This is a genomic window from Enterobacter sp. MGH 33 (genome assembly GCF_000534535.1).
In the GTDB taxonomy this organism is placed as follows: Bacteria; Pseudomonadota; Gammaproteobacteria; order Enterobacterales; family Enterobacteriaceae; genus Enterobacter; species Enterobacter hormaechei_C.
The window spans coordinates 2,390,893-2,413,812 of record NZ_KI973212.1 but is presented as its reverse complement, the minus strand read 5'-3'; the positions used below and the strand labels follow the sequence as shown (position 1 = coordinate 2,413,812).

Annotated in this window: 23 protein-coding genes and 1 pseudogene; 14 read left to right on the top strand and 10 right to left on the bottom strand. The window is 53.5% G+C overall.

Annotated features, from left to right (window positions below; all coding sequences use genetic code 11):
* Positions 1–188: 188 nt before the first annotated feature.
* From L379_RS12535 to L379_RS12560, 6 genes are all read right to left on the bottom strand, one after another.
* A complete protein-coding gene (locus tag L379_RS12535; protein WP_032653433.1) occupies positions 189–1,727 on the bottom strand; it encodes an MFS transporter in 1,539 nt (512 codons plus the stop codon).
* 27 nt (positions 1,728–1,754) lie between these two features.
* Positions 1,755–3,161 carry a glucuronate isomerase gene (uxaC, locus tag L379_RS12540; protein ID WP_032653431.1) on the bottom strand — a complete coding sequence of 469 codons (1,407 nt, stop codon included), beginning with the start codon at positions 3,159–3,161 and terminating at the stop codon, positions 1,755–1,757.
* Complete coding sequence (locus tag L379_RS12545) at positions 3,158–4,543, bottom strand: MFS transporter (protein WP_017694076.1); 1,386 nt, start codon at positions 4,541–4,543, stop codon at positions 3,158–3,160. Before L379_RS12545 ends, uxaC begins: the two co-directional genes overlap by 4 nt.
* 73 nt (positions 4,544–4,616) lie before the next feature.
* Entirely contained in the window at positions 4,617–5,636 is a 1,020-nt protein-coding gene (locus L379_RS12550; protein WP_032653428.1) for a Zn-dependent oxidoreductase, read from the bottom strand.
* Positions 5,637–5,650: 14 nt separating this feature from the next.
* Positions 5,651–6,865 (bottom strand): D-mannonate dehydratase ManD, encoded by a 1,215-nt coding sequence (gene manD / locus L379_RS12555; RefSeq protein ID WP_017384541.1) that lies wholly within the window; start codon positions 6,863–6,865, stop codon positions 5,651–5,653.
* A gap of 111 nt (positions 6,866–6,976) precedes the next feature.
* Entirely contained in the window at positions 6,977–7,303 is a 327-nt protein-coding gene (locus L379_RS12560; protein ID WP_003857412.1) for a YnfA family protein, read from the bottom strand.
* Positions 7,304–7,453: 150 nt separating this feature from the next.
* Here L379_RS12560 and L379_RS12565 point away from each other — a divergent pair, with 150 nt between their 5' ends.
* Complete coding sequence (locus L379_RS12565) at positions 7,454–7,792, top strand: DUF1283 family protein (RefSeq protein WP_006808856.1); 339 nt, start codon at positions 7,454–7,456, stop codon at positions 7,790–7,792.
* Positions 7,792–8,352, top strand: coding sequence for a spermidine N1-acetyltransferase (gene speG, locus L379_RS12570; protein WP_032653426.1), 561 nt, complete (start codon positions 7,792–7,794; stop codon positions 8,350–8,352). The genes L379_RS12565 and speG overlap by 1 nt, the downstream gene beginning before the upstream one ends.
* Positions 8,353–8,369: 17 nt before the next feature.
* Here speG and L379_RS12575 read toward each other — a convergent pair whose 3' ends face one another.
* Entirely contained in the window at positions 8,370–9,080 is a 711-nt protein-coding gene (locus L379_RS12575; protein ID WP_050597035.1) for a YnfC family lipoprotein, read from the bottom strand.
* 136 nt (positions 9,081–9,216) lie between these two features.
* On the opposite strand from L379_RS12575, the gene L379_RS12580 reads away from it, so the two are divergent.
* From L379_RS12580 to L379_RS12610, 7 genes and pseudogenes are all read left to right on the top strand, one after another.
* The gene (locus L379_RS12580) at positions 9,217–9,972 is read left to right on the top strand and encodes a glycosyltransferase family 25 protein (RefSeq protein WP_032653423.1); all 756 of its coding nucleotides are present in this window, start codon (positions 9,217–9,219) and stop codon (positions 9,970–9,972) included.
* Between the two features lie 128 nt (positions 9,973–10,100).
* Positions 10,101–10,406, top strand: coding sequence for a DUF1161 domain-containing protein (locus L379_RS12585; RefSeq protein WP_003857424.1), 306 nt, complete (start codon positions 10,101–10,103; stop codon positions 10,404–10,406).
* 130 nt (positions 10,407–10,536) lie between these two features.
* Positions 10,537–12,973, top strand: a pseudogene (gene ynfE / locus L379_RS12590) (selenate/tellurate reductase subunit YnfE).
* Positions 12,974–12,983: 10 nt separating this feature from the next.
* The gene (locus tag L379_RS12595) at positions 12,984–13,601 is read left to right on the top strand and encodes a DMSO/selenate family reductase complex B subunit (protein WP_017384545.1); all 618 of its coding nucleotides are present in this window, start codon (positions 12,984–12,986) and stop codon (positions 13,599–13,601) included.
* A gap of 1 nt (position 13,602) precedes the next feature.
* Positions 13,603–14,457, top strand: a complete 855-nt coding sequence (locus L379_RS12600) for a dimethyl sulfoxide reductase anchor subunit family protein (protein WP_032653420.1) — start codon at positions 13,603–13,605, stop codon at positions 14,455–14,457.
* A gap of 44 nt (positions 14,458–14,501) precedes the next feature.
* Entirely contained in the window at positions 14,502–15,116 is a 615-nt protein-coding gene (gene dmsD / locus L379_RS12605; RefSeq protein ID WP_032653417.1) for a Tat proofreading chaperone DmsD, read from the top strand.
* A gap of 110 nt (positions 15,117–15,226) precedes the next feature.
* Positions 15,227–15,538, top strand: a complete 312-nt coding sequence (locus tag L379_RS12610; protein WP_017384548.1) for a YebG family protein — start codon at positions 15,227–15,229, stop codon at positions 15,536–15,538.
* 114 nt (positions 15,539–15,652) lie between these two features.
* Here the strand turns inward: L379_RS12610 and L379_RS12615 are convergent, their stop codons facing one another.
* From L379_RS12615 to L379_RS12625, 3 genes are all read right to left on the bottom strand, one after another.
* Entirely contained in the window at positions 15,653–15,967 is a 315-nt protein-coding gene (locus L379_RS12615; protein WP_017694081.1) for a hypothetical protein, read from the bottom strand.
* Between the two features lie 38 nt (positions 15,968–16,005).
* A complete protein-coding gene (gene catA / locus L379_RS12620; protein ID WP_015570622.1) occupies positions 16,006–16,683 on the bottom strand; it encodes a type A chloramphenicol O-acetyltransferase in 678 nt (225 codons plus the stop codon).
* A gap of 85 nt (positions 16,684–16,768) precedes the next feature.
* On the bottom strand, positions 16,769–17,653 hold the full coding sequence (locus L379_RS12625) for a LysR family transcriptional regulator (protein ID WP_017384550.1): 885 nt from the start codon (positions 17,651–17,653) through the stop codon (positions 16,769–16,771).
* Positions 17,654–17,767: 114 nt separating this feature from the next.
* Between L379_RS12625 and L379_RS12630 the strand changes: the two genes are divergently transcribed.
* The 5 genes from L379_RS12630 (at position 17,768) to osmX (ending at position 22,912) form a co-directional block, all read left to right on the top strand.
* Positions 17,768–18,895: an alpha/beta hydrolase gene (locus L379_RS12630; RefSeq protein WP_032653414.1), complete on the top strand. Its 1,128-nt coding sequence runs from the start codon at positions 17,768–17,770 to the stop codon at positions 18,893–18,895.
* A 57-nt stretch (positions 18,896–18,952) separates the two neighbouring features.
* On the top strand, positions 18,953–20,137 hold the full coding sequence (locus L379_RS12635) for an MFS transporter (protein WP_032653411.1): 1,185 nt from the start codon (positions 18,953–18,955) through the stop codon (positions 20,135–20,137).
* Between the two features lie 146 nt (positions 20,138–20,283).
* A complete protein-coding gene (locus tag L379_RS12640) occupies positions 20,284–21,033 on the top strand; it encodes a YoaK family protein (protein ID WP_017384553.1) in 750 nt (249 codons plus the stop codon).
* Positions 21,034–21,283: 250 nt separating this feature from the next.
* Positions 21,284–21,994, top strand: a complete 711-nt coding sequence (gene osmY / locus L379_RS12645; protein WP_032648184.1) for an osmoprotectant ABC transporter permease OsmY — start codon at positions 21,284–21,286, stop codon at positions 21,992–21,994.
* 18 nt (positions 21,995–22,012) lie between these two features.
* A complete protein-coding gene (osmX, locus tag L379_RS12650; RefSeq protein ID WP_017694085.1) occupies positions 22,013–22,912 on the top strand; it encodes an osmoprotectant ABC transporter substrate-binding protein OsmX in 900 nt (299 codons plus the stop codon).
* The last annotated feature ends 8 nt before the right edge of the window (positions 22,913–22,920 follow it).

Sequence of the window (22,920 nt, the reverse complement as noted above, 5' to 3'; positions counted from 1 at the left end):
CAGCCGCTCTGGTGACAGTGCGGCTGCGCCGGTTGACTAAACCAACTAGAATGGCAGTGTCATTACTTTATCCTGCCGATCACAATACTGGTTATGCTGCCATGAACATTGATTTACATTAACTTTCGGCCAAGTGGTGTGATATAAAAATCAAGTTGTGTGACATCTGGCAAAAGATATAAACCAGATCATACAGGGGTGCGCACCGTCTGCTCGCCGGACCGGACCGTCGGCTCACGCCACAACCTGTCGTAGGAATAGCCTGTTAAATCTTCCACGACCCGGCGAGCTTCGGCGGATACGCGTTGGGGAGAGCAGTTGGCTTTCAGGCGATCCAGCTCATCCACAAAGATTTTGTGCGTACGCTTGTTCAGGTTGAATGTCAGAGCCTGCCACAGGGCCAGGATAAGCAAGGCAGCAGTGCCGATGAACATCAGCATTGCGATGGTGTGGATGGCTTCGGTTGGCTGCGTCTGGCTCCCTTTTACAAATCCGCCGCTTTGTAACAGGAGACCCACAATAAAGGTGGCAATAGCGACCGTGGTTTTTCGGGAGAATGTCATTACCGCGGCAAACAGTCCCTCACGACGCTGACGGCTGACCATTTCATCGATATCTGGAATGAACGGGAACACGTTCCACGGTGTAAACTCAAGGACGCAGCGCCCCACCTGATACACCCCGGCCAGAATGACCAGCGTCGCGACGGTATTCAGCGCAGGGATCTGGTACACGGCAAAGAAGCCCCCCAAACAGAGCAACATCAGTGAATAGGCAAATACATATAGCTTTGATGGCCCATATCTGATGATCCCTATACCCGCAATTAACGTGACGGGCAGCCCCACAATACTCATCGACAGCAGCGTGCCTGCCAGTGAGGAAGAGACATTCAGACAGTACACGCAGAAAAATACAAATACCGTGTTGTAGACATCTTTGCCGGTAAACGACAGCAGATAGATGGCGAGATGTTTCCTGAAGGCCCGGATTTTCAGGGTGGAACCATACTCCTTAAAAAGTCGTCCAAAGGCAGCCAGCTTCTCCCCTGCTGTTTGTGGGCGTGTGTTTTTTTCCAGCCCGGAGAGCATTTCCGGCGTCAACTCGCGTTCCCAGGTCACTTTCCACGAGATGAATACACATACCATAAACAGTACAGCAAAAATAACGCCGTTTATGAGGTAGGCATGGGCGCTGTTTTCCCCGAAATAGCCTATCAGTAATCCGGGAATAAATGTCGCCAGAAACGTCCCGGACGCTGAAAGAAACATGCGACAGGTAGAGAGTTTGGTCCGCTGGTTAAAGTCTTTTGTCATTTCTGACGGTAACGTTTCCCACGGGATCAGTACCATTGCAGCAATAATTTCAAATGCTAGATAGACGGCGAGATAAAAACCGTATGTCATGCCATCAAGCCACAGCAATGCATAGACCAGCATCAACGGTGCACCGATCAGCAAAAAGAAACGTCGGCGACCAAATTTTTTACCAAAATAGTTTTTGTAAAAATGGTCAGTGAAACTTCCCATAAACAAACTAACGATAGCATCGACAATGCGCGCTATAGCAACAATAGACGCCGCTTCAACCGGTGACAACCCAACAAATGTCGTATAGAAGAATAATAACCAGGCGCCGATAACGGTAAAGGCACCGCCGCCCATAATATCCGTTAGTCCGTAGCCGATACTAACCGGAATAGTAATTTTTTTCGCAGTATGAGACATGTTCCATCCCCACTCAGTGAGTAGAATTTAGAATCTGAAATAGTTTTCAGCGTTGTCATGGCAAATATTTTTAACCATCTTCGTTAGGATGGCGTTATTATCCGGAACTTCACCACGCTCCACCCAGCCACCAATGATATTGCACAAAATACGTCGGAAATAATCGTGGCGAGTATACGAAACCAGACTACGGGAATCGGTTAACATACCGACAAAATTCATTAATAGCCCCTGATCCGCAAGGCTATGTAGCTGGTTTTCCATTCCGCGTTGAGTGTCGTTAAACCACCATCCGGAGCCAAACTGTATCGGCGATTTAACGCCCAATTCCGCAGTCTGAAAATTAGCGATAGTCGTCGCGACAATATCGTTATAGCTGGCGTTGAGGTTATATAGAAGGGTTTTGGGCAAAGCTTCAGCCTGCGCCATTGCATCCAGGAGTTGGTTGAGATTGGCCGCAAGATTCGACTGATCGGTCAGCGAGTCAAAACCAGTATTACTACCCAAAGAACGGTACATGCGGGAATTATTATTGCGAATCGCACCGAAGTGTATCTGCATTGCCCAGTTATGCTGCCTGTAATTATGCGCCAGCATAATAAAAATGGCACTGTCAAGAATCGCATTATTACGGGCGTCCAGATTTTCACCCCGGCGCTTTCGGGCAAACACGGATTCAACCTGTCTTTCATCTGCTGACTGAAAATGGATCTCCACGGGTCCGTGATCGGAAATTCGGCACCCCATTTCGTGGAACCAGGCAATACGCTGGCTCATTCCCTTAACAAAATCGCTGAATGTCTGGATTTTAGATCCTGTCGTCTCACCTAATCGATCGATAAAGTCGGCAAACTGTTCCGCGTTTTGCGCAAAAACATCGTCCGGACGAAAGGTCGGTAATACCTTAACGTTGAACGTCGCGTCATCACGCAATAATTGATGGTAGCGTAAATCATCAAGCGGAGCATCTGTCGTGCAAATAACTTCTACCCTGGAGCGTTTAATGAGTTCCCTCGGCGTAAAATCAGGCTGCTGCAATAGCAGATTACAGCGCTCCATTATTTCACGCCAGTTATGCCTGCCCAGCGGTTCGTCACAGTTAAAATAGTGGTGAAGTTCTAAATGAGTCCAGTGATATAGCGGATTTCCATAGCTCGCTTCGACCGTTTCAGCCCATGCCGCAAATTTATCCTCCGCCGGGGCATCGCCCGTAATGTATTTTTCGTCAATACCGTTGGCGCGCATGGCGCGCCATTTATAATGATCGCCAGCCAGCCAGAGTTCGGCAATATTATCGAGATTTTTATTCTCGAAGATATCTTTCGCGTCCAGGTGACAGTGATAATCAATAATTGGCAGCGCTTTCGCGACGTTACGATAAAGTTCAACACCTCTCGCATTGCCAATCATAAAGTTATCGTTAATAAAACTCATGACAGGGCTCCATATTTCCGCTGCTTCGCTGCGGTATCGCTCTGGCGCAGGGGTTCAGCTGCATCTTCCACCAGGCTCAAATCGCGGTCGCGCACTTCTGGCATCAGCAAAGCGGAGACCAGCCCAATCAGCGAGTACGCCACCAGCATCGCCACAATCGGCCACCAGGACCCGGTCATATTGCAGAAGATCCCCGCCAGCACTGGACCAAAGCCTACCGCCACCAGACCGCCCGCCTCTTTGGAGATCGCCATGCGGGTAAAGCGGTTTCGCGAACCAAACATCTCCGCCATGGTGATGTTTTCCAGCGCAAACAGCCCGAGCACCGCAAAGTTATGAATAACGATGATAGAGAGCATAATCACGCCCGGCGCGTAACTCTTATCGACGATAATCGACAGCATCGGGTAAGCCAGAATAATGGCTGAAATGTTAAGGATGATATATGGCAGACGGCGCCCCACTTTATCGGACAGCCAGCCCAGCAGCGGGATGGAGACGAAGCCAAGAATCGAGCTGATCATCAGCGCATCGGTTGGGATCGCCTTATCAAATAACAGCGTCTGTACCAAGTACCCGGCAAGGAAGGTCTGGATAAGCCCAGAGTTACCGGCCTGACCAAAGCGCAGCCCCGTCGCCAGCCAGAACGATTTGCTCTTAAACATCGCGCCGACCGAGGTATCCTGCGCAGCAACCGGCGCAACGGCTTCGGCATCGTTTACCTTCTCAAACACCGGGCTCTCTTTAAGGTTCATACGCAGCCAGATGGCGAAGATCATCACCACCACGCTGGCGAGGAACGGCACGCGCCAGCCCCAGGCAATAAGTTCTTCACGATCGAGGGCAAAGAACATCACGGCCCAGATCGCCGTGGCGCTCAGCGTCCCGCAGTTGGTGCCCATGGCCACCAGCGAGGAGATGATGCCGCGTTTACCCTTCGGGGCGTATTCGGCCAGCATGGTGCCTGCGCCGGAGATTTCAGCCCCCGCGCCCAGCCCCTGAATAATACGCAGCGTCACCAGCAGCACCGGTGCGAAAATCCCGATCTGCGCGTAGGTTGGCAGGACGCCGATTAAGGTGGTGCAGATCCCCATCATGGTGATGGTGATAAACAGCACTTTTTTACGGCCAATTCTGTCGCCCATTCTACCGAAGATAAATGCCCCGACAATACGCGCGATGTAGCCTGCGCCGTAGGTGCCCATCGCCAGGATCAGCGCCATGGCCGCGGACTGCTCAGGGAAGAAAATTTCATGAAACACCAGCGCGGCGCCAAGGGAGTAGAGCTGGAAATCCATAAACTCCAGGGCGGTGCCCAGCCAGCCAGATACGGCGGCTTTCACCAGATCTGACGTACTTCTTTGAGGTTGTGCTTGAGTCATAATGGCTATCTCTGCAAGGTAAGATGCGTACCACTGAGAGCCTGTCTTCGCAGGCTCTTAACCGCGTGAATTATTATTGGTCGAACGTGAGCAAGACTTTGCAGCACTGCCGCTGGTCTTTTTCAAACAGTTCGATGGCGTCTGTAACGTGGTGATAGTCAAATGTATGGGTGACCAGTTTTTCAGGGTCGATCAGCCCTTTTTCCAGCCAGTCAATGACCACCGGGAATTTGTTGGCATTCAGGCGCGAAGAGAAGATCGACAGCTCTTTGCCGGTGATCCCCTGCTGCACAATCTGGCTCGGGTCGCTGGAGAAGCCCATCAGCACGATGCGCGCCGCCGGAGACGCCAGCGTAATCGCTTCCTGTAAAATGGACGGATGACAGGCAGCATCGATGATTAACGTCGGCTTGATGCCTCTTTCATCCAGCGCGGTCTGTAAGGACTGCTCGCCGTTGTTGAAAACCCAGTCTGCGCCGCTGCGTTGCGCCATCTCCAGCCGCTCATCAATGCGATCCACCACGATGACCTGCTTCACCTTGTAAACGCCCTTCAGCGCCTGCACGGTGACCAGCCCCATCGGGCCTGCGCCGTAAATCAGCGCCACATCCTGTTCGGTGGGTTTCGCCTGCCCCGTCACGTTGGCGGCAATGGTGAATGGCTCAACCATCACCGCGTGGTGGTCAGGGATCGCATCCGGAATGCGCCAGGCATTTTTCGCCGGCACCACGGCGTATTCGCTGAAGCCGCCGTCACGGTGGACGCCCAGCACCACCAGCGAAGTACAAACGTTCGGTTTTCCAACGGAACACGGGTAGCAGTGCCCGCAGCTGATCACCGGATCAACCGAAACGCGCTGGCCCAGTCGGGAGCCCTCCACGCCTTCGCCAACCGCGTCTATTTCGCCAAAGAACTCGTGACCGATTACCCGCGGGTATTTCGCAAACGGGTTATGCCCGCGATAGATATGGCTGTCTGAACCGCAAATACCGGCGAGCTTAATTTTGACGCGGACGTCGCCTGCGCCCGGCAACGGGAGAGGACGCTTTTCAATCACCAGCACATCCGGCTGTTGGATCACTACGCTTTTCATCATTCGCTCCTCGTTTACCAGTTCCAGAGGGTGCCGTCTTCCAGACGAGCCACCGGCAGATAAGCCGGATCGTACGGGTATTTCGCCGCCAGCTTCTCATCAAACTCAATGCCCAGCCCTGGCTTGTCGCCCGGGTGCATATAGCCGTTATCGAAGCGCCAGCTGTGCGGGAACACTTCCAGCATCTGCTCCGAATACCCCATATACTCTTGCACGCCAAAGTTCGGTACCCACAGGTCAAAATGCAGCGCCGCGGCGTGGCAAATCGGCGACAGATCCGACGGGCCGTGTGAGCCGGTACGCACCTGATAAAGTGAGGCAAAGTCCGCAATGCGACGCATCCCGGTGATGCCGCCCGCATGGGTTATGGTGGCGCGGATATAGTCAATGAGCTGCTCTTCAATCAGCTGCTTGCAGTCCCAGATGCTGTTGAACACTTCCCCCACCGCAATTGGCGTGACGGTGTGCTGGCGGATCAGGCGGAAACACTCCTGGTTTTCAGCGGGAGTCGGATCTTCCATCCAGAACAGACGGTACTCTTCAATGCTTTTGCCGAATCGCGCCGCTTCGATGGGCGTCAGACGGTGGTGCATGTCGTGAAGGAGATGTTCATTGAAGCCGAACTGACTGCGCACTGCGTCGAACAGTTTCGGCGTGAAGTCGAGGTATTTTTCAGTGGACCACAGCTGCTCTTCCGGCCAGGCGCCCTTGGTCGCTGGCTCATACGCCAGCCCTTTTCCTTTTGCCATGCCGTAGGTGGTTTTCATTCCCGGCACGCCGCACTGCACGCGAATTGCCTTGAAGCCCATCTCTTTATGACGGGCATAATCTTCTAGCACGTCGTCAATGGTGTGCCCGGTGGTGTGACAATAAACCATCACCCCTTCCCGGGAGGCTCCGCCCAGAAGCTGATAGAGCGGCATGTTCGCGGCTTTCGCCTTAATGTCCCACAGCGCCATATCCACGGCAGAAATCGCTGACATGGTGACCGGACCACGACGCCAGTAAGCGCCTTTATAGAAGAACTGCCAGATATCTTCGATGCGGTGCGCATCGCGGCCAATCAACTGAGGGCACAGGTGATCTTTCAGGTAGGAGGCAACGGAAAGTTCACGTCCGTTCAGCGTGGCATCACCCAGGCCGACAATGCCCTCATCGGTGGTGATTTTAAGGGTGACAAAGTTACGCCCCGGGCAGGTGACAAATACTTCAGCCCCGACAATCTTCATAATCCATTTCCTTACATCGCTCGTTGTGATGCAGGAAATTTACGCAACTACACTACTACCATACAAGTATAATAATCGTAAAATCAGCGGGCGATCACACTATAAGGACGCTTATGCGCGTCCCCAACCGGCCACGATGATCAACATGCCGCACAGGGCAATCAGCGCGCCTGCCCAGTCATACAGGCTTAGCCTGACGCCATCGACAACGCGCAGCCACAGCAGCGCGGTACAGACGTACACTCCGCCGTAGGCCGCATATACCCTCCCGCTGGCGGCCGGATGCAGGGTGAGCAGCCAGACAAAAAGGGCCAGGGACACACCCGCCGGGATCAGCAGCAGCGCGGAAGCGCCCCGCTTTAGCCAGAGCCACGGCAAAAAGCATCCGATGATTTCGCACAGCGCGGTCGCGAAAAAAAGCAGCGTCGTTTTGAACATTTTTCTCGTTTCGTGAGGATTGATTTAGACATCATACGCGATAATGTTCACATCGTTCCCATACCTGCCGCGCGGGTATGACACTCTTTCGGATTGGTGTAGAATCCAACGGGGTAATCCGATTGTCTGCACCCGTTTAAAGGAAACGCTATGACTACATTAAGCAAACGCCTTTGTCTGACAGCCGTACTGGCGCTGTCATCGTTCGCCTTCGCCGCAACGGCATCAGCCGAAACCAGCAAACTCATCATTGAGTCTGGAGACAGCGCGCAAAGCCGTCAGAACGCCGCCATGGACAAAGAACAATGGAATGACACCCGCAGCCTGCGTCAGAAAGTGAATAAGCGCGTGGAAAAAGAGTGGGATAAAGAAGACGTCGCGTTTGATGCCCGCGACAAATGCCAGCAAAGTGCCAACGTCAACGCCTATTGGGAGCCTAACACCCTGCGCTGTCTGGATCGTCGCACTGGCCGCACGGTAGCACCGTAATGTCGACGCCGTGTGACTTTAAGCTCCGTCCGCTGGAGCGCGAAGATTTACGCTTTGTTCACCAGCTCGACAACAATGCCAGCGTGATGCGCTACTGGTTTGAAGAGCCTTATGAGGCGTTTGTCGAGCTGTCCGATCTCTACGACAAGCATATCCACGATCAGAGTGAACGCCGGTTTGTGGTGGAGTGCGAAGGTGAGAAAGCCGGGCTGGTTGAACTGGTTGAGATCAACCACGTTCACCGTCGAGCGGAATTTCAGATCATTATTTCACCGGAGCACCAGGGGAAAGGTCTTGCGTCGCGGGCGGCAAAGCTGGCGATGGATTACGGGTTTAACGTCCTGAATCTCTACAAGCTTTACCTTATCGTCGACAAAGAGAACGAAAAAGCGATTCATATCTACCGTAAGCTGGGCTTTATGGTGGAAGGTGAACTGATCCATGAGTTCTTTATTAACGGCGAATACCGTAACACCATCCGCATGTGCATTTTCCAGCATCAGCATCTGGCCGGGCATAAGTCCTCCTCCGCCAGCCTGCTTAAACCCACCGCGCAGTAACCTGCGCGGTTTTATTCTCAATAATATTCAATGCTGTTTTTTATGGTGTACTTGTGCTCAACGGCAGGTTTGTCGCTGTCATCGGTGATCACCAGCTCACAGCTCACCGGGTTATTGTGGCGATCGTAATCACAGCTCTGCTTTACATTGCCCATCGGTTTATCGTTCAACAGGCTTACCGCCGTATAATCCATGCGCTTGCGCAGATCTTTCGACGGCACCGACTTGACCGATAAACGCTTGTCGCCGGAAACCGTAGTTTTACCCAGCGGGTAGCCGTCGGCGTCATACTGGTACTTCACTTCCATCTCTTTGCTGTGCGCGGCAACCACAAACCCGTTATCGTCGGTGTCCCACGTCAGGCCGGCAGACGGCAGTTCCGCCAGCTGACATTTCCCCTGCAACTTTACCTTCTGCTGCTGGGTTTCCGCATCGACGTAGTAGTTAGCATCCAGCACCAGCGCAACGCCCGTATTAGCGTCGAGATCGTGCAGTTCAAGCGTATCGAAACACCCTTCCGTTGACATCGTGCCGGTCACACGTTTAGAGACTTCACCCTTATCGTTGAACAGCGTCTGGGTAAAATCCTTCACCGGCCCGCGCAGAGGATCAAAGTCAAACTCGTTCGAAAAACTCGCCATCTCCGGCGTAAATGACAGCGGCGCGGTGTTGTTGTCGCATCCCACCAGTACCGTTGCCAGTAGCGTTATCGCTGCGTATTTATTCACATCATTTACCAAAAGAATGAAAGGATTGTGGCACTCATAGTAGCAAATAGTATGGTAGCGATGTTGAATTGGTTCGAATACTGGTAAAATGTACGAATGTAGTCCAGCCAAACAGTCTTCAAGGAACGTTCAAAGGATGAGAACTTTTATAATCAATCTCAAACACTCGCTCGAGCGTCGTGCAAAAATGGAATCTCAACTATTAAAGTTGAACATTGCACACGAATTTATCGAAGCAATTGACGGTCGGAAAATGACTGAAACTGAACGCAGAAATGTCACGCGTGAGGTGAATTATGCTTTTCTCCCAGGTGAAGTGGGTTGCGCATTAAGTCACCAGGAAATATATAAAAAAATAACATATGAAAATATCGACGCAGCTCTCATCCTCGAGGATGATGTCGTAATAAATAATGATTTACGTGAAATACTCGACAACGTAACGCTTAGCACGACTAAACCTGAGATTCTACTTCTTAGTCGAGTTAATAAATATTACAAAAAACCTCTCAAAAGCATAAATGGCTCATATAGCATTCATAAAACTCAACAAGCCACGACTGCTCACGCTTATATTATTAATCAAAAAGCTGCCAGTAATCTCCTTCAGAACCTATACCCTGTGTGGATGGTTTCTGACAAATGGAGCTTATTCGAAGATTTATCTTTGGCTAAAATTCATTCAATCATACCTTTTCCTGTATGTCTTTCCGAAGAAGCGAACGCCTCAACTATTAATGAATCGAAAGGCGATGCCGCTTTAGATGCCAAAAAGAAAGAAATCTGGGAATTGCTGATGCGGGAAAGACCTTTAGCTGCAAAGCTTCGCCATCGTTACCGACGCGCGATTACACCATTGTTCAATCCAATAATAAATCAAGGGAAAGGGTAAGAGTATTATTCTTTTTAATTACCGAGCGATTTAGCATTTCCAGGACAATTCAGAAAGACAGGTCCAAAAACAAAAGCTTACCCTAACCCTGCTATGCTTACAGTCCACACAGTGAAAAGGAGCTACAGATGAAACGGTTACCCTGGATTACCGCCCTGCTGTTAATGAGTGCTTCACCCGCTCTTCTTGCGGCCCCGGACTCCTGCGAGCGCGTGAAAAGCGACATTCAGCAGAAGATTATCAACAACGGCGTACCGGAGTCTGGCTTTACCCTGAACATCGTCCCGAACGATCAGGCCGATCAGCCGGATGCGCAGGTCGTTGGGCATTGTGCCAACGATACTTTCAAAATTTTGTACACCCGCACCAGTAGCGGCAACTACCCGGTGAGCGGCGCAGGTACGCAAGAGAATGCGCCCGCTGAGCCGCAATGATTTTCCCACTCAATTCCCCTGATTTGACGAGGATTAATATTTAATACCTCTAAATAAGTAACACTCCCCCCATCATTAGCCCGGTTGTAGTCACGGGTGAAAATAATTATTAACAATGATGGGGTGAGTTATGTCCGAAGTTGAACATCACGGCGGTATAAGCCGTCGAACTCTGGTTAAATCTACTGCCATAGGATCTCTGGCGCTTGCCGCCGGTGGGATCGCATTACCTTTTGGTCTGAAAAGCGCCGCCGCCGCTGTGCAGACCGCTATTCAGCCCGCAGAAGACAAAGTCGTCTGGGGCGCCTGCTCGGTAAACTGCGGTAGCCGCTGCGCGCTGCGTCTGCACGTTCGCGATGACGAAGTCTACTGGGTTGAAACGGATAATACCGGCGAGGATATTTACGGCAACCATCAGGTTCGCGCCTGTCTGCGAGGCCGTTCAATTCGCCGTCGCATTAATCACCCAGACCGTCTGAACTATCCGATGAAACGCGTGGGCAAACGCGGAGAAGGCAAGTTTGAGCGTATCACCTGGGAAGAAGCGCTGGACACCATCGCCGCGAGCCTGAAAAGCGTGGTCGAAAAATACGGCAACGAAGCGGTCTACATTAACTACTCCTCCGGAATTGTAGGCGGCAACATCACCCGCTCCTCCCCTTATGCCTCGCTGGTCGCGCGCCTGATGAACTGCTACGGCGGCTTCCTCAGCCACTACGGCACCTACAGCACCGCGCAGATCGCCTGCGCAATGCCCTACACCTACGGCAGCAACGACGGCAACAGCACATCGGATATCGAAAACACCAAACTGGTCGTGATGTTCGGCAATAATCCGGCGGAAACGCGCATGAGCGGCGGCGGGATCACTTACTACCTTGAGCAGGCGCGCGAACGGTCAAACGCGCGGATGATCGTTATCGATCCGCGCTATACCGACACTGCCGCAGGGCGTGAAGACGAGTGGATCCCGATTCGTCCGGGCACCGATGCCGCGCTGGTGGCAGGTATTGCGTGGGTGCTGATTAATGAAAATCTGGTCGATCAACCTTTCCTCGATAAATACTGCGTGGGTTATGACGAAAAAACCCTGCCGGAAGGCGCACCGGCTAATGGTCATTACAAAGCCTATATTCTCGGCCAGGGTGATGACAAAACCGCGAAAACCCCTGAGTGGGCGTCTCGCATAACGGGCATCCCTGCCGATCGCATCATTAAGCTGGCCCGTGAAATCGGTTCGGCGAAACCGGCCTACATTTGCCAGGGCTGGGGCCCGCAGCGTCAGGCTAACGGGGAGCAAACGTCCCGCGCCATCGCCATGCTGCCGATCCTGACCGGCAACGTCGGCATTAACGGCGGCAACAGCGGCGCGCGCGAATCGACCTACACCATCACCATCGAACGCATGCCGCTGCCGGAAAATCCGGTGAAAACGCAAATTTCCTGCTTCAGCTGGACGGATGCCATTGCCCGTGGACCGGAGATGACCGCCCTGCGCGACGGCGTACGCGGCAAAGATAAGCTCGATGTGCCGATCAAGTTCATCTGGAACTACGCGGGTAATACCATCATCAACCAGCACTCCGATATCAACAAAACTCACGACATTTTGCAGGATGAGAACAAGTGCGAAACGATCGTCGTCATCGACAACTTTATGACCTCGTCCGCGAAGTATGCCGATATTGTTCTGCCGGACCTGATGACCGTCGAGCAGGAAGATATCATCCCCAACGATTACGCCGGCAACATGGGATACCTGATTTTTCTCCAGCCGGTTACCGCCCCGAAGTTCGAGCGCAAGCCCATCTACTGGATCATGAGTGAAGTGGCGAAACGCCTCGGACCGGATATCCATCAGAAATTCACCGAAGGCCGTACGCAGGAGCAGTGGCTGCGCTACCTGTACGCCAAAATGGTCGCCAAAGATCCGCTGCTGCCATCCTACGATGCGCTGAAAAAAATGGGTATTTATAAGCGCAAAGATCCTAACGGACATTTTGTCGCCTATAAAAAATTCCGTGACGATCCGGATGCCAATCCGCTGAAAACCCCGTCGGGCAAAATCGAGATCTACTCCAGCAAGCTGGCGGATATTGCGGCAACCTGGGAACTGCAAAAAGACGAAACCATCACCCCGCTGCCGGTCTATACCTCAACCTTTGAAGGCTGGGACGCGCCCGAGCGCAGCAAGTTCCCGCTGCAACTGTTCGGTTTCCACTTTAAAGCCCGTACCCACTCCAGCTACGGCAACGTGGATGTTCCAGGCCGCCTGTCGCCAGGAGGTGTGGCTTAACCCTGTGGATGCGGAGCAACGTGGTATCAAAAACGGTGATATGGTGCGCGTCTTCAACGACCGCGGCGAAGTGCGTATTGCCGCCAAAGTCACCCCGCGCATCATGCCCGGCGTAAGCGCGATGGGCCAGGGCGCCTGGCATGACGCCAACATGAATGGCGATCGTGTCGATCACGGCTCCTGCATTAATACCCTGACCACGCACCGCCCGTCACCGCTGGCGAAGGGCAACCCGCAGCACACGAACCTGGTGCAGATCGAGAAGGCATAAGGATTAACCGATGACTACCCAGTATGGATTTTTTATTGATTCCAGCCGCTGCACCGGGTGTAAAACCTGCGAGCTGGCCTGCAAGGATTACAAAGACCTGACCCCGGACGTCAGCTTCCGGCGTATTTATGAATATGCGGGCGGCGACTGGCAGGAGGACAACGGCGTCTGGCATCAGAATGTCTTCGCCTATTACCTGTCGATTGCCTGCAACCACTGCGAAGATCCGGCCTGCACCAAGGTCTGCCCGAGCGGGGCAATGCACAAGCGCGACGACGGTTTTGTGGTGGTGGACGAGGATGTCTGCATCGGCTGTCGCTACTGCCACATGGCCTGCCCGTACGGCGCGCCGCAGTACAATGCCGCCAAAGGCCACATGACCAAATGCGACGGCTGCCACAGCCGCGTGGCGGACGGCAAAAAGCCCATCTGCGTCGAATCCTGCCCGCTGCGCGCGCTGGACTTTGGCCCGATTGAAGAGCTGCGCAAAAAACACGGTCAGCTTGCTGCCGTCGCGCCGCTGCCGTCTGCGCACTTCACGAAGCCGAGTATTGTGATTAAACCTAACGCCAACAGCCGTCCGACGGGTGACACCACCGGCTACCTGGCAAACCCGAAGGAGGTGTGAGATGGGAAGTGGATGGCATGAATGGCCGCTGGTGATCTTCACCGTTTTCGGGCAGTGCGTGGCCGGCGCGTTAATCGTGATGGGCTTCGTCTGGCTTAAGGAAAATGATGACAAGGCCAGAATGCGTATCGTGCGCAGCCTGTTTTGTCTCTGGCTGGTAATGGGTATTGGGTTTATGGCCTCGGTACTGCATCTTGGCTCCCCGCTGCGTGCTTTCAACTCGCTTAACCGCGTGGGCGCGTCAGCGCTGAGTAATGAGATCGCGGCGGGTTCGATCTTCTTTGCCGTGGGCGGTTTCTGGTGGCTGGTGTCGGTTATCGGTAAAATGCCCCCAGCTTTGGGCAAAATCTGGCTGGTTGTCAGCCAGATCCTGGGCATCGTTTTTGTCTGGGCGATGACCCGTGTCTATCAGATTGAGACTGTCCCGACCTGGTATACGGGTTACACCACGCTGAGCTTCTTCCTGACGATGGTTCTGGCTGGTCCTCTGCTGGCCGCGCTGCTGCTGCGCGTCGCAAACGTGACATTCAAAGGTACTCTTGCCGCGTCAGTCAGCGTACTGGCACTTATCGTCTGCGTGGCGGTCGTCGTGTTGCAAAGCAATACGCTGGGGACAATACAGAGTTCCATCCAGCAGGCTAACGCCCTGCTTCCGGATTATGGTTCGCTTCAGGTATGGCGCATCGCGTTGCTGGCGGCGGGTTTAGGCTGCTGGATCTGCCCGCTGATTCGTCGTCAGGAGCCAAAAACGCTCGGCCTGTTTGCAGGTGTCGTGCTGGTGGCGCTGGGTGAACTGATTGGCCGTGGGCTATTTTATGGTCTGCATATGACCGCAGGGTTAGCAATTGCAGGTTAACACAGGTGCGCGGGGCTACCCGCGCGCAAGTAAGGAAAGTTGTAATGAATGACGTCTCACACCGCGAATCGTTCGCGTTCAGCGCCCGGGTACTGGGCGCGCTGTTTTATTTCGCTCCAGACAGCGAGCAGACCGCGCCGCTGGTGAGTGCCCTGACCGCAGGTGACTGGGTTCAGGACTGGCCGCTGGCGGAGGAAAATCTGCTGCCTGTCGCCAGTATGTTTAAGACCCCATCGGATGAAGCGTTGAAAGACGCCTGGCTGCGTCTGTTTATTGGCCCGTATGCCCTGCCCGCCCCCCCGTGGGGCTCGGTCTGGCTTGATCGCGAGTCCGTGCTGTTTGGCGATTCGACCCTCGCGTTGCGTCAGTGGATGCGTGAAAACCATATCGCCTTTGAGATGCAGCAGAATGAGCCCGAAGATCATTTCGGAACGTTGCTGATGCTGGCGGCATGGCTTGCCGAGAACGGTCGCGAAACAGAACGCGACCAGCTTCTTGCCTGGCATCTGCTGCCATGGAGCACGCGTTTCCTTAGCGTATTCGTTGAAAACGCGGCCCATCCGTTCTACACCGCGCTGGGTAAACTTGCCCAGCTGACGCTGGCGGAATGGCAGTCCACTTTGCTGATCCCGATTGCCGAAAAAACGCTGTACCGATAACAGCACCTGGCTTGTCCACCCGTTGTGCAGGCCAGGCTCGCACATTTTTGCTGCAACACAACATCACAACTGCTATACTGTATATAATTACAGTATACGGGGGGTGCACAATGGCTGTTGAAACAAAATTTGTTGTCGTAAGAAAAGGTGAAGAAAAAATGACATTTGCCAGTAAGAAAGAGGCTGACGCTCACGACAAGCTGCTCGATATGGCAGAAGCGTTTACCGACTGGCTGTTGCAAAGCGGAATGCAGATGGATGAAACGCAGGCGGAGAACCTTGGTCTTTATCTCGCCGAGCAGAAAGAGTCCGTGCAGCATATCCTGCGTACCAGCAAGCTTCCCGAGCTCAATGCTGAAACGGATAAAACAGCATCAGATGCGGACAGCAGCAAAAAAATCCGGGCCGTCAAAGCCGCCTGATCGTCAGAGCGTCTAATCACCTGTCCTTCCGCCGCGGGCCGGAAACGGCTCGCGGCTTTATTAAGGTCGGCTGAACCTTATATTCATCAACCGTAACCCTGAAAATACGTCCTGTTATCTTGATTTGTCCGCCTCAACGTTTACGCTGATATTCAGCCTTTTTGCTTCCATGGTTATCATTGTTTTGGCCAGGTCCTTATCGCCCCCGTGCACTTTATCTATCAGATCCTGTACAAGGGTCATCATCAGGAAGTTTTTATTTGCAGGATAGAAATCTGTCGTAGTGATCCCGTTATCCTTCAGGCGCTGATGCGCCACCGTCTCTGTATCTGCGATTATTTCAGCTACTTTCTCATGCATGATCTCGATCTGCTCGAAAACAATGCGGTTAATCATTTCAATCTGTTCTGGCGTAAAATTCGGTTCCATTATTTCCCCTCGTCAGGCGTATGTTAAAAACACGTGAATCACACGTTGAGCGCCTCTGAATGGTGCGGTAAATTATCACACAACTCTTGTAACTCGTTGATCAGCCTGGCCACATGGAAACCGTCACAGACAGAATGATGGACCTGAACGGCGAAAGGCAACAAGACCTTTCCATCCTGGTTATAGTATTTTCCAAACGTGAACATGGGCGCAAAAAAATTCCGCATGTTAGCGACGTTGACGTTGAAACTGCTAAAGCTGACCCACGGAATATCCGATATGAAGAATATATTCTCCCGGGACTCTTCTTTAGGCCAGTAAGCAAGGATATTGCCATAGCGGGCAACATCTTCTGCATAAACGCGCTGAAAATGGTGAATATTTCCATCGTAATGACTCCATAACGATGAAAATGTCTCCGTTTCTTTATGGAAAAGGGTATAGCTTGGATGAACCTCATTCCATATTACAAGTTCATCATCCTTCATGGCCATACGGAATTCCGGATGCCGGTTTACGACGTCAGAAATAAGGGAAATAATCGCAGGATAAAATTTCCAGCCAACCTCTTTGATATGCTTTAGCAGCACGGTAATGTCCAGCTGAACCGTTTGGTTAAATGTAGATTGAGCAAAGCCCTGAAATACTTCAAAGTGTTCCTTTCTTGCCCAACGTGATAAGTCAACTACCGTATATTCTGGCATTATTTTTGTCATTTCAGAGCCTTAGTTGAGCTGCGCTATATAAAATAGTAGCGTATCACAAACGTAGGGGCTGTATAGACCGTAGCGAAGAGGCACCCTAAATTTTCAGCGTATCAATCACCGCTCTCAGCGCCGGGGATACGTTGCGGTGTGGATAATAGAGGTACAGTCCGTCCATCCGCAGGCTGTAGCGCTGTAAGACGCGTATAAGCGTGCCACGCTCCAGATCGTCAGCCACCAGCTCAACCGGGACATAGGCCAGCCCGAGTCCCAGCCGGGCCGCTTCGGCCTCCATGTAGCTGTCGGAAAAGGCCCATTGCCCCTCCGGGCGGTGAGTAACATGCTTCCCGTCCTGAACAAGCTCCCATTGATAGTGGTTACCGTCGGCAAACTGGTAGGCAATGCAGGGATGAGCATCCAGATCGGCGGGCGTCTGCGGGAAACCATAGCGCCGAAAATGCGCCGGAGCGGCAACCACAGCCATCTCCATATCGGGCGTGATGCGCACGGCAATCATTCCTTGTCCCACCTCCGGCCCAAGCCGGACGCCCGCGTCGAATCGCTCGGCAATGATATCCACGAACCGGCTCTCATTCATCAATTCCAGACGGATATCCGGGTAACGCTGTTTGAAGATAGCGAGCTTTGGCAGCAGGCATTTTTCGATGGCGTGCTGGCTGGCATTAATGCGCACCGTGCCGGACGGCGTCTGGCGGTAATGCGCCAGTCTGGTCAGCCCGGTATCGAGCGCATCAAAGGCTGAACCAGCGGTCTGGTAAAGTTGCTCCCCGGCGTGGGTCAGCGACAGTTTGCGCGTTGTACGCACCAGAAGCCGAACGCCCAGCCGCTCTTCCAGCTCGCGAACCGATCGACTGATCCCGGATTGTGCCAGCCCGAGCCGTTGCGCGGCTGCCGTGAAGCTTCCCTCCCGCACCACCTGGATAAACAGATACAGCTCATTGTAGTTTTCCCGCTTCGCCATCATGCCTCATCAATTCATAACAATATGATATTAATCCTAGCAGCCTTTGGCCTCTAATCAGCACTATTCCTGCTAACTATAATGACCGCATTACAACAACACACGGTACCTCTTATGCAAACATTCACCCAAAAACTGTCCGTTGCGCTGCTGCTATGCGCATCATTAAGTGGAGTGACAACAATGAGTTATGCAGAAACACGAAATCCTGCCGCCCCCGTTTCGATGGTGACAACCTGGGATAAGACCTTCGCCGAGAGCAATAAAGTCGACCACCGCAAGGTGACGTTCGAGAACCGATACGGGATCACCCTGGTCGGCGATCTGTACATTCCCAGGAACAGCGGCGACCAGAAGCTGGCGGCGATTGCCGTCAGTGGACCATTCGGTGCGGTTAAAGAACAATCCAGCGGTCTTTACGCCCAGACTCTGGCTGAACAGGGGTTCGTGACCCTGGCCTTCGACCCATCCTACACGGGTGAAAGCGGCGGCCAGCCGCGTAACGTTGCCTCCCCTGATATCAACACCGAAGACTTTAGCGCCGCAGTGGATTTCCTCGGATTACAGAAAGAAGTCGACCGTAACCGTATCGGCATTCTCGGGATCTGCGGCTGGGGTGGTATGGCGCTGAACGCGGCATCCATGGATACCCGCGTGAAGGCGGTCGCCACCAGCGTAATGTACGATATGAGCCGCGCGATGGGTCACGGCGTGGGCGACGGGAGAGATCGTTATTCAGCGGCCGATCGCCGGGCCGTGTTGCAGTATCTGAACGCGCAACGCTGGAAAGATGCTGAAAGCGGCACCTTCGCCCATGGCGGCCACGATATTTATGTCGATGAAAACGGTAAGGTAACGGCGGCCGGGCGTATTCTGCCGGAAGCATTGCCCGCCGATCCGCATCCGGTACTGAAAGAGTTCTATGATTACTACCGTATGCCGCGCGGCTTCCATGCCCGTTCCGTAAACTCCACCGGCGCATGGACCGCGACCATGCCGTTGTCCTTTATGAATATGCCGCTGCTGAGCTATGCCGGGGAGATCACCATCCCAACGCTGATTGTGACCGGTGAAAACGCGCACTCACGTTATTTTGCGGAAGATGCGTTTAAAGCTGTCGGCAGCAAACAGAAGGAACTGGTGATTGTTCCCGGTGCGAATCACGTTGATCTCTACGATAACGTCGCAGGGAAAATCCCGTTCGCGCAGTTCGGGCAGTTTTTCAAAACCAGTCTGGATTAATTCTCTTAGCCCCCGGCAATCAGGGGGCTTATCTTCTCTTCGCCGTGAATTACACCTATGTCCACACTGAATCAAACCTCATCCCGTGATGCTGAGCGTGCACACTGGGGCGGTATTTTTGCCATGACCCTGTGCGTTTTTGTCCTCATTGCCTCGGAATTTATGCCCGTCAGTCTGCTCACGCCCCTCGCCAGAGATTTAGGGGTGACAGAGGGGACGGCTGGCCAGGGGATCGCCCTCTCTGGTGCGCTGGCTGTCCTGACCAGCCTTTTACTTTCCCGGCTTGCCGGGAATATGAATCGCAAACATCTTCTTTCAGGCATGACCGTCCTGATGGCGCTGTCAGGGATCATTATCGCCTTCGCCCCAAACGCTTTGATGTATATGGCAGGCCGGGCGCTGATCGGCATCGCCATCGGCGGTTTCTGGTCGATGTCTGCTGCCACCGCCATTCGGCTGGTGCCTCAGCATCAGGTCTCTCGTGCGCTGGCGATTTTTAACGGCGGCAACGCGCTGGCGACGGTGGTCGCCGCCCCGCTGGGCAGTTATCTCGGCTCGACCATTGGCTGGCGCGGCGCGTTTCTTTGCCTGGTTCCCGTGGCGATTGTGGCGTTCATCTGGCAATATTTTAGCCTGCCCAACATGGGCGGGAACCAGCGGCCGTCGCCACGTAAAAGCGTATTTCGCCTGCTCCACCAGCCTGCGGTTTCGGTGGGTCTGATGGCGTGCGGCCTGTTCTTCATAGGACAGTTTGCGTTATTTACCTATGTGCGCCCCTTCCTCGAAACCGTCACCCACGTCAGTCCTTCCGGCTTATCGCTGATCCTGCTCACTATCGGTATCGCAGGTTTCATCGGCACGCTGATCGTCGCGCTGGTCCTGAATGCCGCGTTTTACCTCACCTTAATGGCCATACCGCTGCTTATGGCGCTGATTGCAGGGGTATTAATGCTCACCGGGGACAGCCTGTGGATCGTGGCCCTGCTGTTAGGTTTCTGGGGAATGCTGGCAACTGCGGCCCCTACGGGCTGGTGGACGTGGATCGCCCGTACGTTACCGGAAGATGCCGAGGCTGGCGGCGGGCTAATGGTCGCGGTGATCCAACTCTCCATTGCGCTTGGCTCAACGGCGGGTGGCGTGGTGTTTGATACCTTTGGCTGGCAGAGCACCTTCGCTTTAAGCAGCATATTACTCCTGAGTGCAGGGGTGCTGACTTTTACGACGTCGCGCCATCGGGAATAAGGCTTTATATTAACAGGGTTGTTTTATTTAATTACAAAACCTCGCTCACCTCCCGTAGAAATAATAATTAAGCAATATCCTGGTCAGCCAGCGACATCGCTTTGTTAGCTTGAGCATTCAGGCAAAGCTCAAACCGGAGGTATTCTTTGCTGATTAAATTAAAGAAAGAACGAACGCATCAGGAAGATCGTCGTCTTGCCCTCTGGCTGGCGACCTCCGCGGGACTGCTGAATGCCATTGCGCTGGGCGCGTTCGGTTTTTTTCCCTCGCATATGACGGGCAATACCTCGCAGCTATCCAGCGAAGTTTCCTCCACCGATCTCAGCGATATTCTTTTCTTTGGCGCCATTATTCTTTCGTTTGTCTCAGGCGCCATCGCTGCGCGGATTATTGTTATCTGGGGGATTATCCATAACGTCAGGCTGGTATTCAGCCAGGTTCTGTTTGTTGAAGGGCTATTATTGGCCGGGGTATCCCTGTACGAAATGTATTTTCACTCCTTCGCCACGAATCAGGAGATTATTATTTTCCTGTGCGGGTTGATGGGAATTCATAATTCCACCTCCACTCAACTATCCGGCGGTCGAGTGAGATCCACGCACATCACCGGCACGCTGACCGATGCGGGCATTTCGCTGGCCTCCGTTATGGTCGCCATGCTGCGCCGGGATTACTCCAAAGATACGGCCGCGCAAAAGAGTCAGCTCAAAACCCATTTAACTACCCTTTTCTCCTTTATCAGCGGCGGGATCGCGGGGCTGATCCTGTTCAGAGAGTTTGGATTCCACGCGATGCTGGCGCTGGGCCTGTTGCTGGTAATCGTCGCCGCCTTCTCTATCGTCCGCATCTCGTGGCGCGTACGCAAGGTGCGCGCCGCGCTCAGTCGACAAGTATAATCAGCACGCTTTATGTGACGTTGTCACGTAAGGCGTACTTCTTTAAGACTATTCTGCCTGCCCACTGACAGCCCTTATGCCATAAGGCTTCACTCAGGTTGTCACTAATTTCATAGGGTTACTGATTTACCCCCTTCGCTGGAACCCTTCCGTTTCGCTTGCTATAGGTGAAGTACCCCTGCCGAAACATGGCATAACAACAGGCAACCGGTGGTTGCTATAACGCATGCGCACAGGGAGACACACCGCAATGCACCCATTACTTAAACGTTCGCTGCTTTTTGTCGGCGCGATTATCGTGGTTCTCGCTCTCCTCACCTGGGGAATAGGACTGGAAACGATTAAGGCGCGCCAGGTTGACCTGATTTACCTCGGGCAACAGCACCTGATTCTGGTCTTTTCATCCATGTTCTTTGCCCTGCTGGTGGGCATTCCAAGCGGTATTCTGCTGAGCCGTCCGGCCGCGCGTGGTATCGCCGAATATGTGATGCAAATCTTTAACGTGGGCAACACCCTGCCGCCGCTGGCCGTTCTGGCACTGGCGATGGTGGTGATTGGCATCGGTGATAAACCGGCCATTATCGCCCTCTTTCTGGCCTCTCTGCTGCCGATTGTGCGTAACACCTATGCCGGGCTGTGCTCTGTTCCCGCGTCGTTGCTGGAAGCGGCAAACGGTATCGGCATGACCAAATGGCAGCGCCTGAGTCAGGTTGAGATCCCAAACGCTTGGCCGGTGATGCTTTCCGGTATTCGCATTGCCACTGCGATTAACGTCGGTACCGCACCGCTGGCATTCCTGATTGGCGCCAGCAGCTACGGCGAGCTGATTTTCCCGGGGATCTATCTGAATGATTTCCCGACGCTGATCCTGGGCGCGGCGGCCACCGCTCTGTTCGCCCTGATTCTGGATACGCTGCTGGCGGCACTGGGCCGATTACTGAGCCCGCATCTCGCGCGATAATTATAACAAGGAGCTTCTATGAGACTGTTTTCCGGGCTGACGGCGCTATGCGCCGCCGCGCTCTTCACCAGCCAGGCGCTCGCCGCGCCGCTGATCCTGGCCACCAAGAGCTTTACCGAGCAGCACATTCTCTCGGCCATGACCGTGCAGTATCTGCAAAAGAAAGGGTTTCAGGTACAGCCTCAGACCAATATTGCAACGGTGATTTCCCGTAACGCGATGATCAACAAGCAGATTGATATGACCTGGGAGTATACCGGCACCTCGCTGATCATCTTCAACCACATCAACAAACGCATGTCGCCGCAGGAATCGTACGAGACGGTGAAACGCCTCGATGCGAAGCACGGTCTGGTGTGGCTTAAACCTGCCGATATGAACAATACCTATGCCTTTGCCATGCAGCGCAAGCGCGCCGAGGCTGAACATATCAATACCATGTCTGAGATGGTGGCAAAGATTGAGCAGATCCGTAAAACCGATCCGGATAACAACTGGCTGCTGGGCCTTGACCTGGAATTTGCCGGGCGCAGCGACGGGATGAAACCGTTGCAGGCAGCCTACAACATGGAGTTGGACCGCCCGCAGATCCGCCAGATGGATCCGGGCCTGGTCTATAACGCGGTGCGCGACGGGTTTGTCGATGCGGGGCTGATCTACACCACCGACGGGCGCGTAAAGGGCTTCGATCTTAAAGTGCTGGAAGATGACAAAGGCTTCTTCCCGAGTTATGCCGTGACGCCAGTTGTTCGGAAAGACACGCTGGAGGCTAATCCGGGGCTGGAGGAGGCGCTGAACACCCTTTCAGCCCAGCTCAATAACGACGTTATCACCGAACTGAATAAGAAGGTGGATATCGACCATCAGTCACCGCAGCAGGTCGCCCGTGATTTCCTGCGTAGCAAACAGTTGCTGTAGGAGGCGCT

Bases quoted from the DNA above. Each gene is read 5' to 3' on its own strand.
- L379_RS12545 (WP_017694076.1), bottom strand. From the start codon at position 4,543: ATGACTCAAGCACAACCTCAAAGAAGTACGTCAGATCTGGTGAAAGCC.
- L379_RS12550 (WP_032653428.1), bottom strand. From the start codon at position 5,636: ATGAAAAGCGTAGTGATCCAACAGCCGGATGTGCTGGTGATTGAAAAG.
- L379_RS12630 (WP_032653414.1), top strand. From the start codon at position 17,768: ATGCAAACATTCACCCAAAAACTGTCCGTTGCGCTGCTGCTATGCGCA.
- L379_RS12615 (WP_017694081.1), bottom strand. From the start codon at position 15,967: ATGGAACCGAATTTTACGCCAGAACAGATTGAAATGATTAACCGCATT.
- osmX (WP_017694085.1), top strand. From the start codon at position 22,013: ATGAGACTGTTTTCCGGGCTGACGGCGCTATGCGCCGCCGCGCTCTTC.
- catA (WP_015570622.1), bottom strand. From the start codon at position 16,683: ATGACAAAAATAATGCCAGAATATACGGTAGTTGACTTATCACGTTGG.
- L379_RS12560 (WP_003857412.1), bottom strand. From the start codon at position 7,303: ATGTTCAAAACGACGCTGCTTTTTTTCGCGACCGCGCTGTGCGAAATC.
- L379_RS12580 (WP_032653423.1), top strand. From the start codon at position 9,217: ATGAGAACTTTTATAATCAATCTCAAACACTCGCTCGAGCGTCGTGCA.
- L379_RS12610 (WP_017384548.1), top strand. From the start codon at position 15,227: ATGGCTGTTGAAACAAAATTTGTTGTCGTAAGAAAAGGTGAAGAAAAA.
- uxaC (WP_032653431.1), bottom strand. From the start codon at position 3,161: ATGAGTTTTATTAACGATAACTTTATGATTGGCAATGCGAGAGGTGTT.
- dmsD (WP_032653417.1), top strand. From the start codon at position 14,502: ATGAATGACGTCTCACACCGCGAATCGTTCGCGTTCAGCGCCCGGGTA.
- L379_RS12535 (WP_032653433.1), bottom strand. From the start codon at position 1,727: ATGTCTCATACTGCGAAAAAAATTACTATTCCGGTTAGTATCGGCTAC.
- manD (WP_017384541.1), bottom strand. From the start codon at position 6,865: ATGAAGATTGTCGGGGCTGAAGTATTTGTCACCTGCCCGGGGCGTAAC.
- L379_RS12585 (WP_003857424.1), top strand. From the start codon at position 10,101: ATGAAACGGTTACCCTGGATTACCGCCCTGCTGTTAATGAGTGCTTCA.
- L379_RS12595 (WP_017384545.1), top strand. From the start codon at position 12,984: ATGACTACCCAGTATGGATTTTTTATTGATTCCAGCCGCTGCACCGGG.
- L379_RS12600 (WP_032653420.1), top strand. From the start codon at position 13,603: ATGGGAAGTGGATGGCATGAATGGCCGCTGGTGATCTTCACCGTTTTC.
- L379_RS12625 (WP_017384550.1), bottom strand. From the start codon at position 17,653: ATGGCGAAGCGGGAAAACTACAATGAGCTGTATCTGTTTATCCAGGTG.
- L379_RS12565 (WP_006808856.1), top strand. From the start codon at position 7,454: ATGACTACATTAAGCAAACGCCTTTGTCTGACAGCCGTACTGGCGCTG.
- L379_RS12635 (WP_032653411.1), top strand. From the start codon at position 18,953: ATGTCCACACTGAATCAAACCTCATCCCGTGATGCTGAGCGTGCACAC.
- speG (WP_032653426.1), top strand. From the start codon at position 7,792: ATGTCGACGCCGTGTGACTTTAAGCTCCGTCCGCTGGAGCGCGAAGAT.
- osmY (WP_032648184.1), top strand. From the start codon at position 21,284: ATGCACCCATTACTTAAACGTTCGCTGCTTTTTGTCGGCGCGATTATC.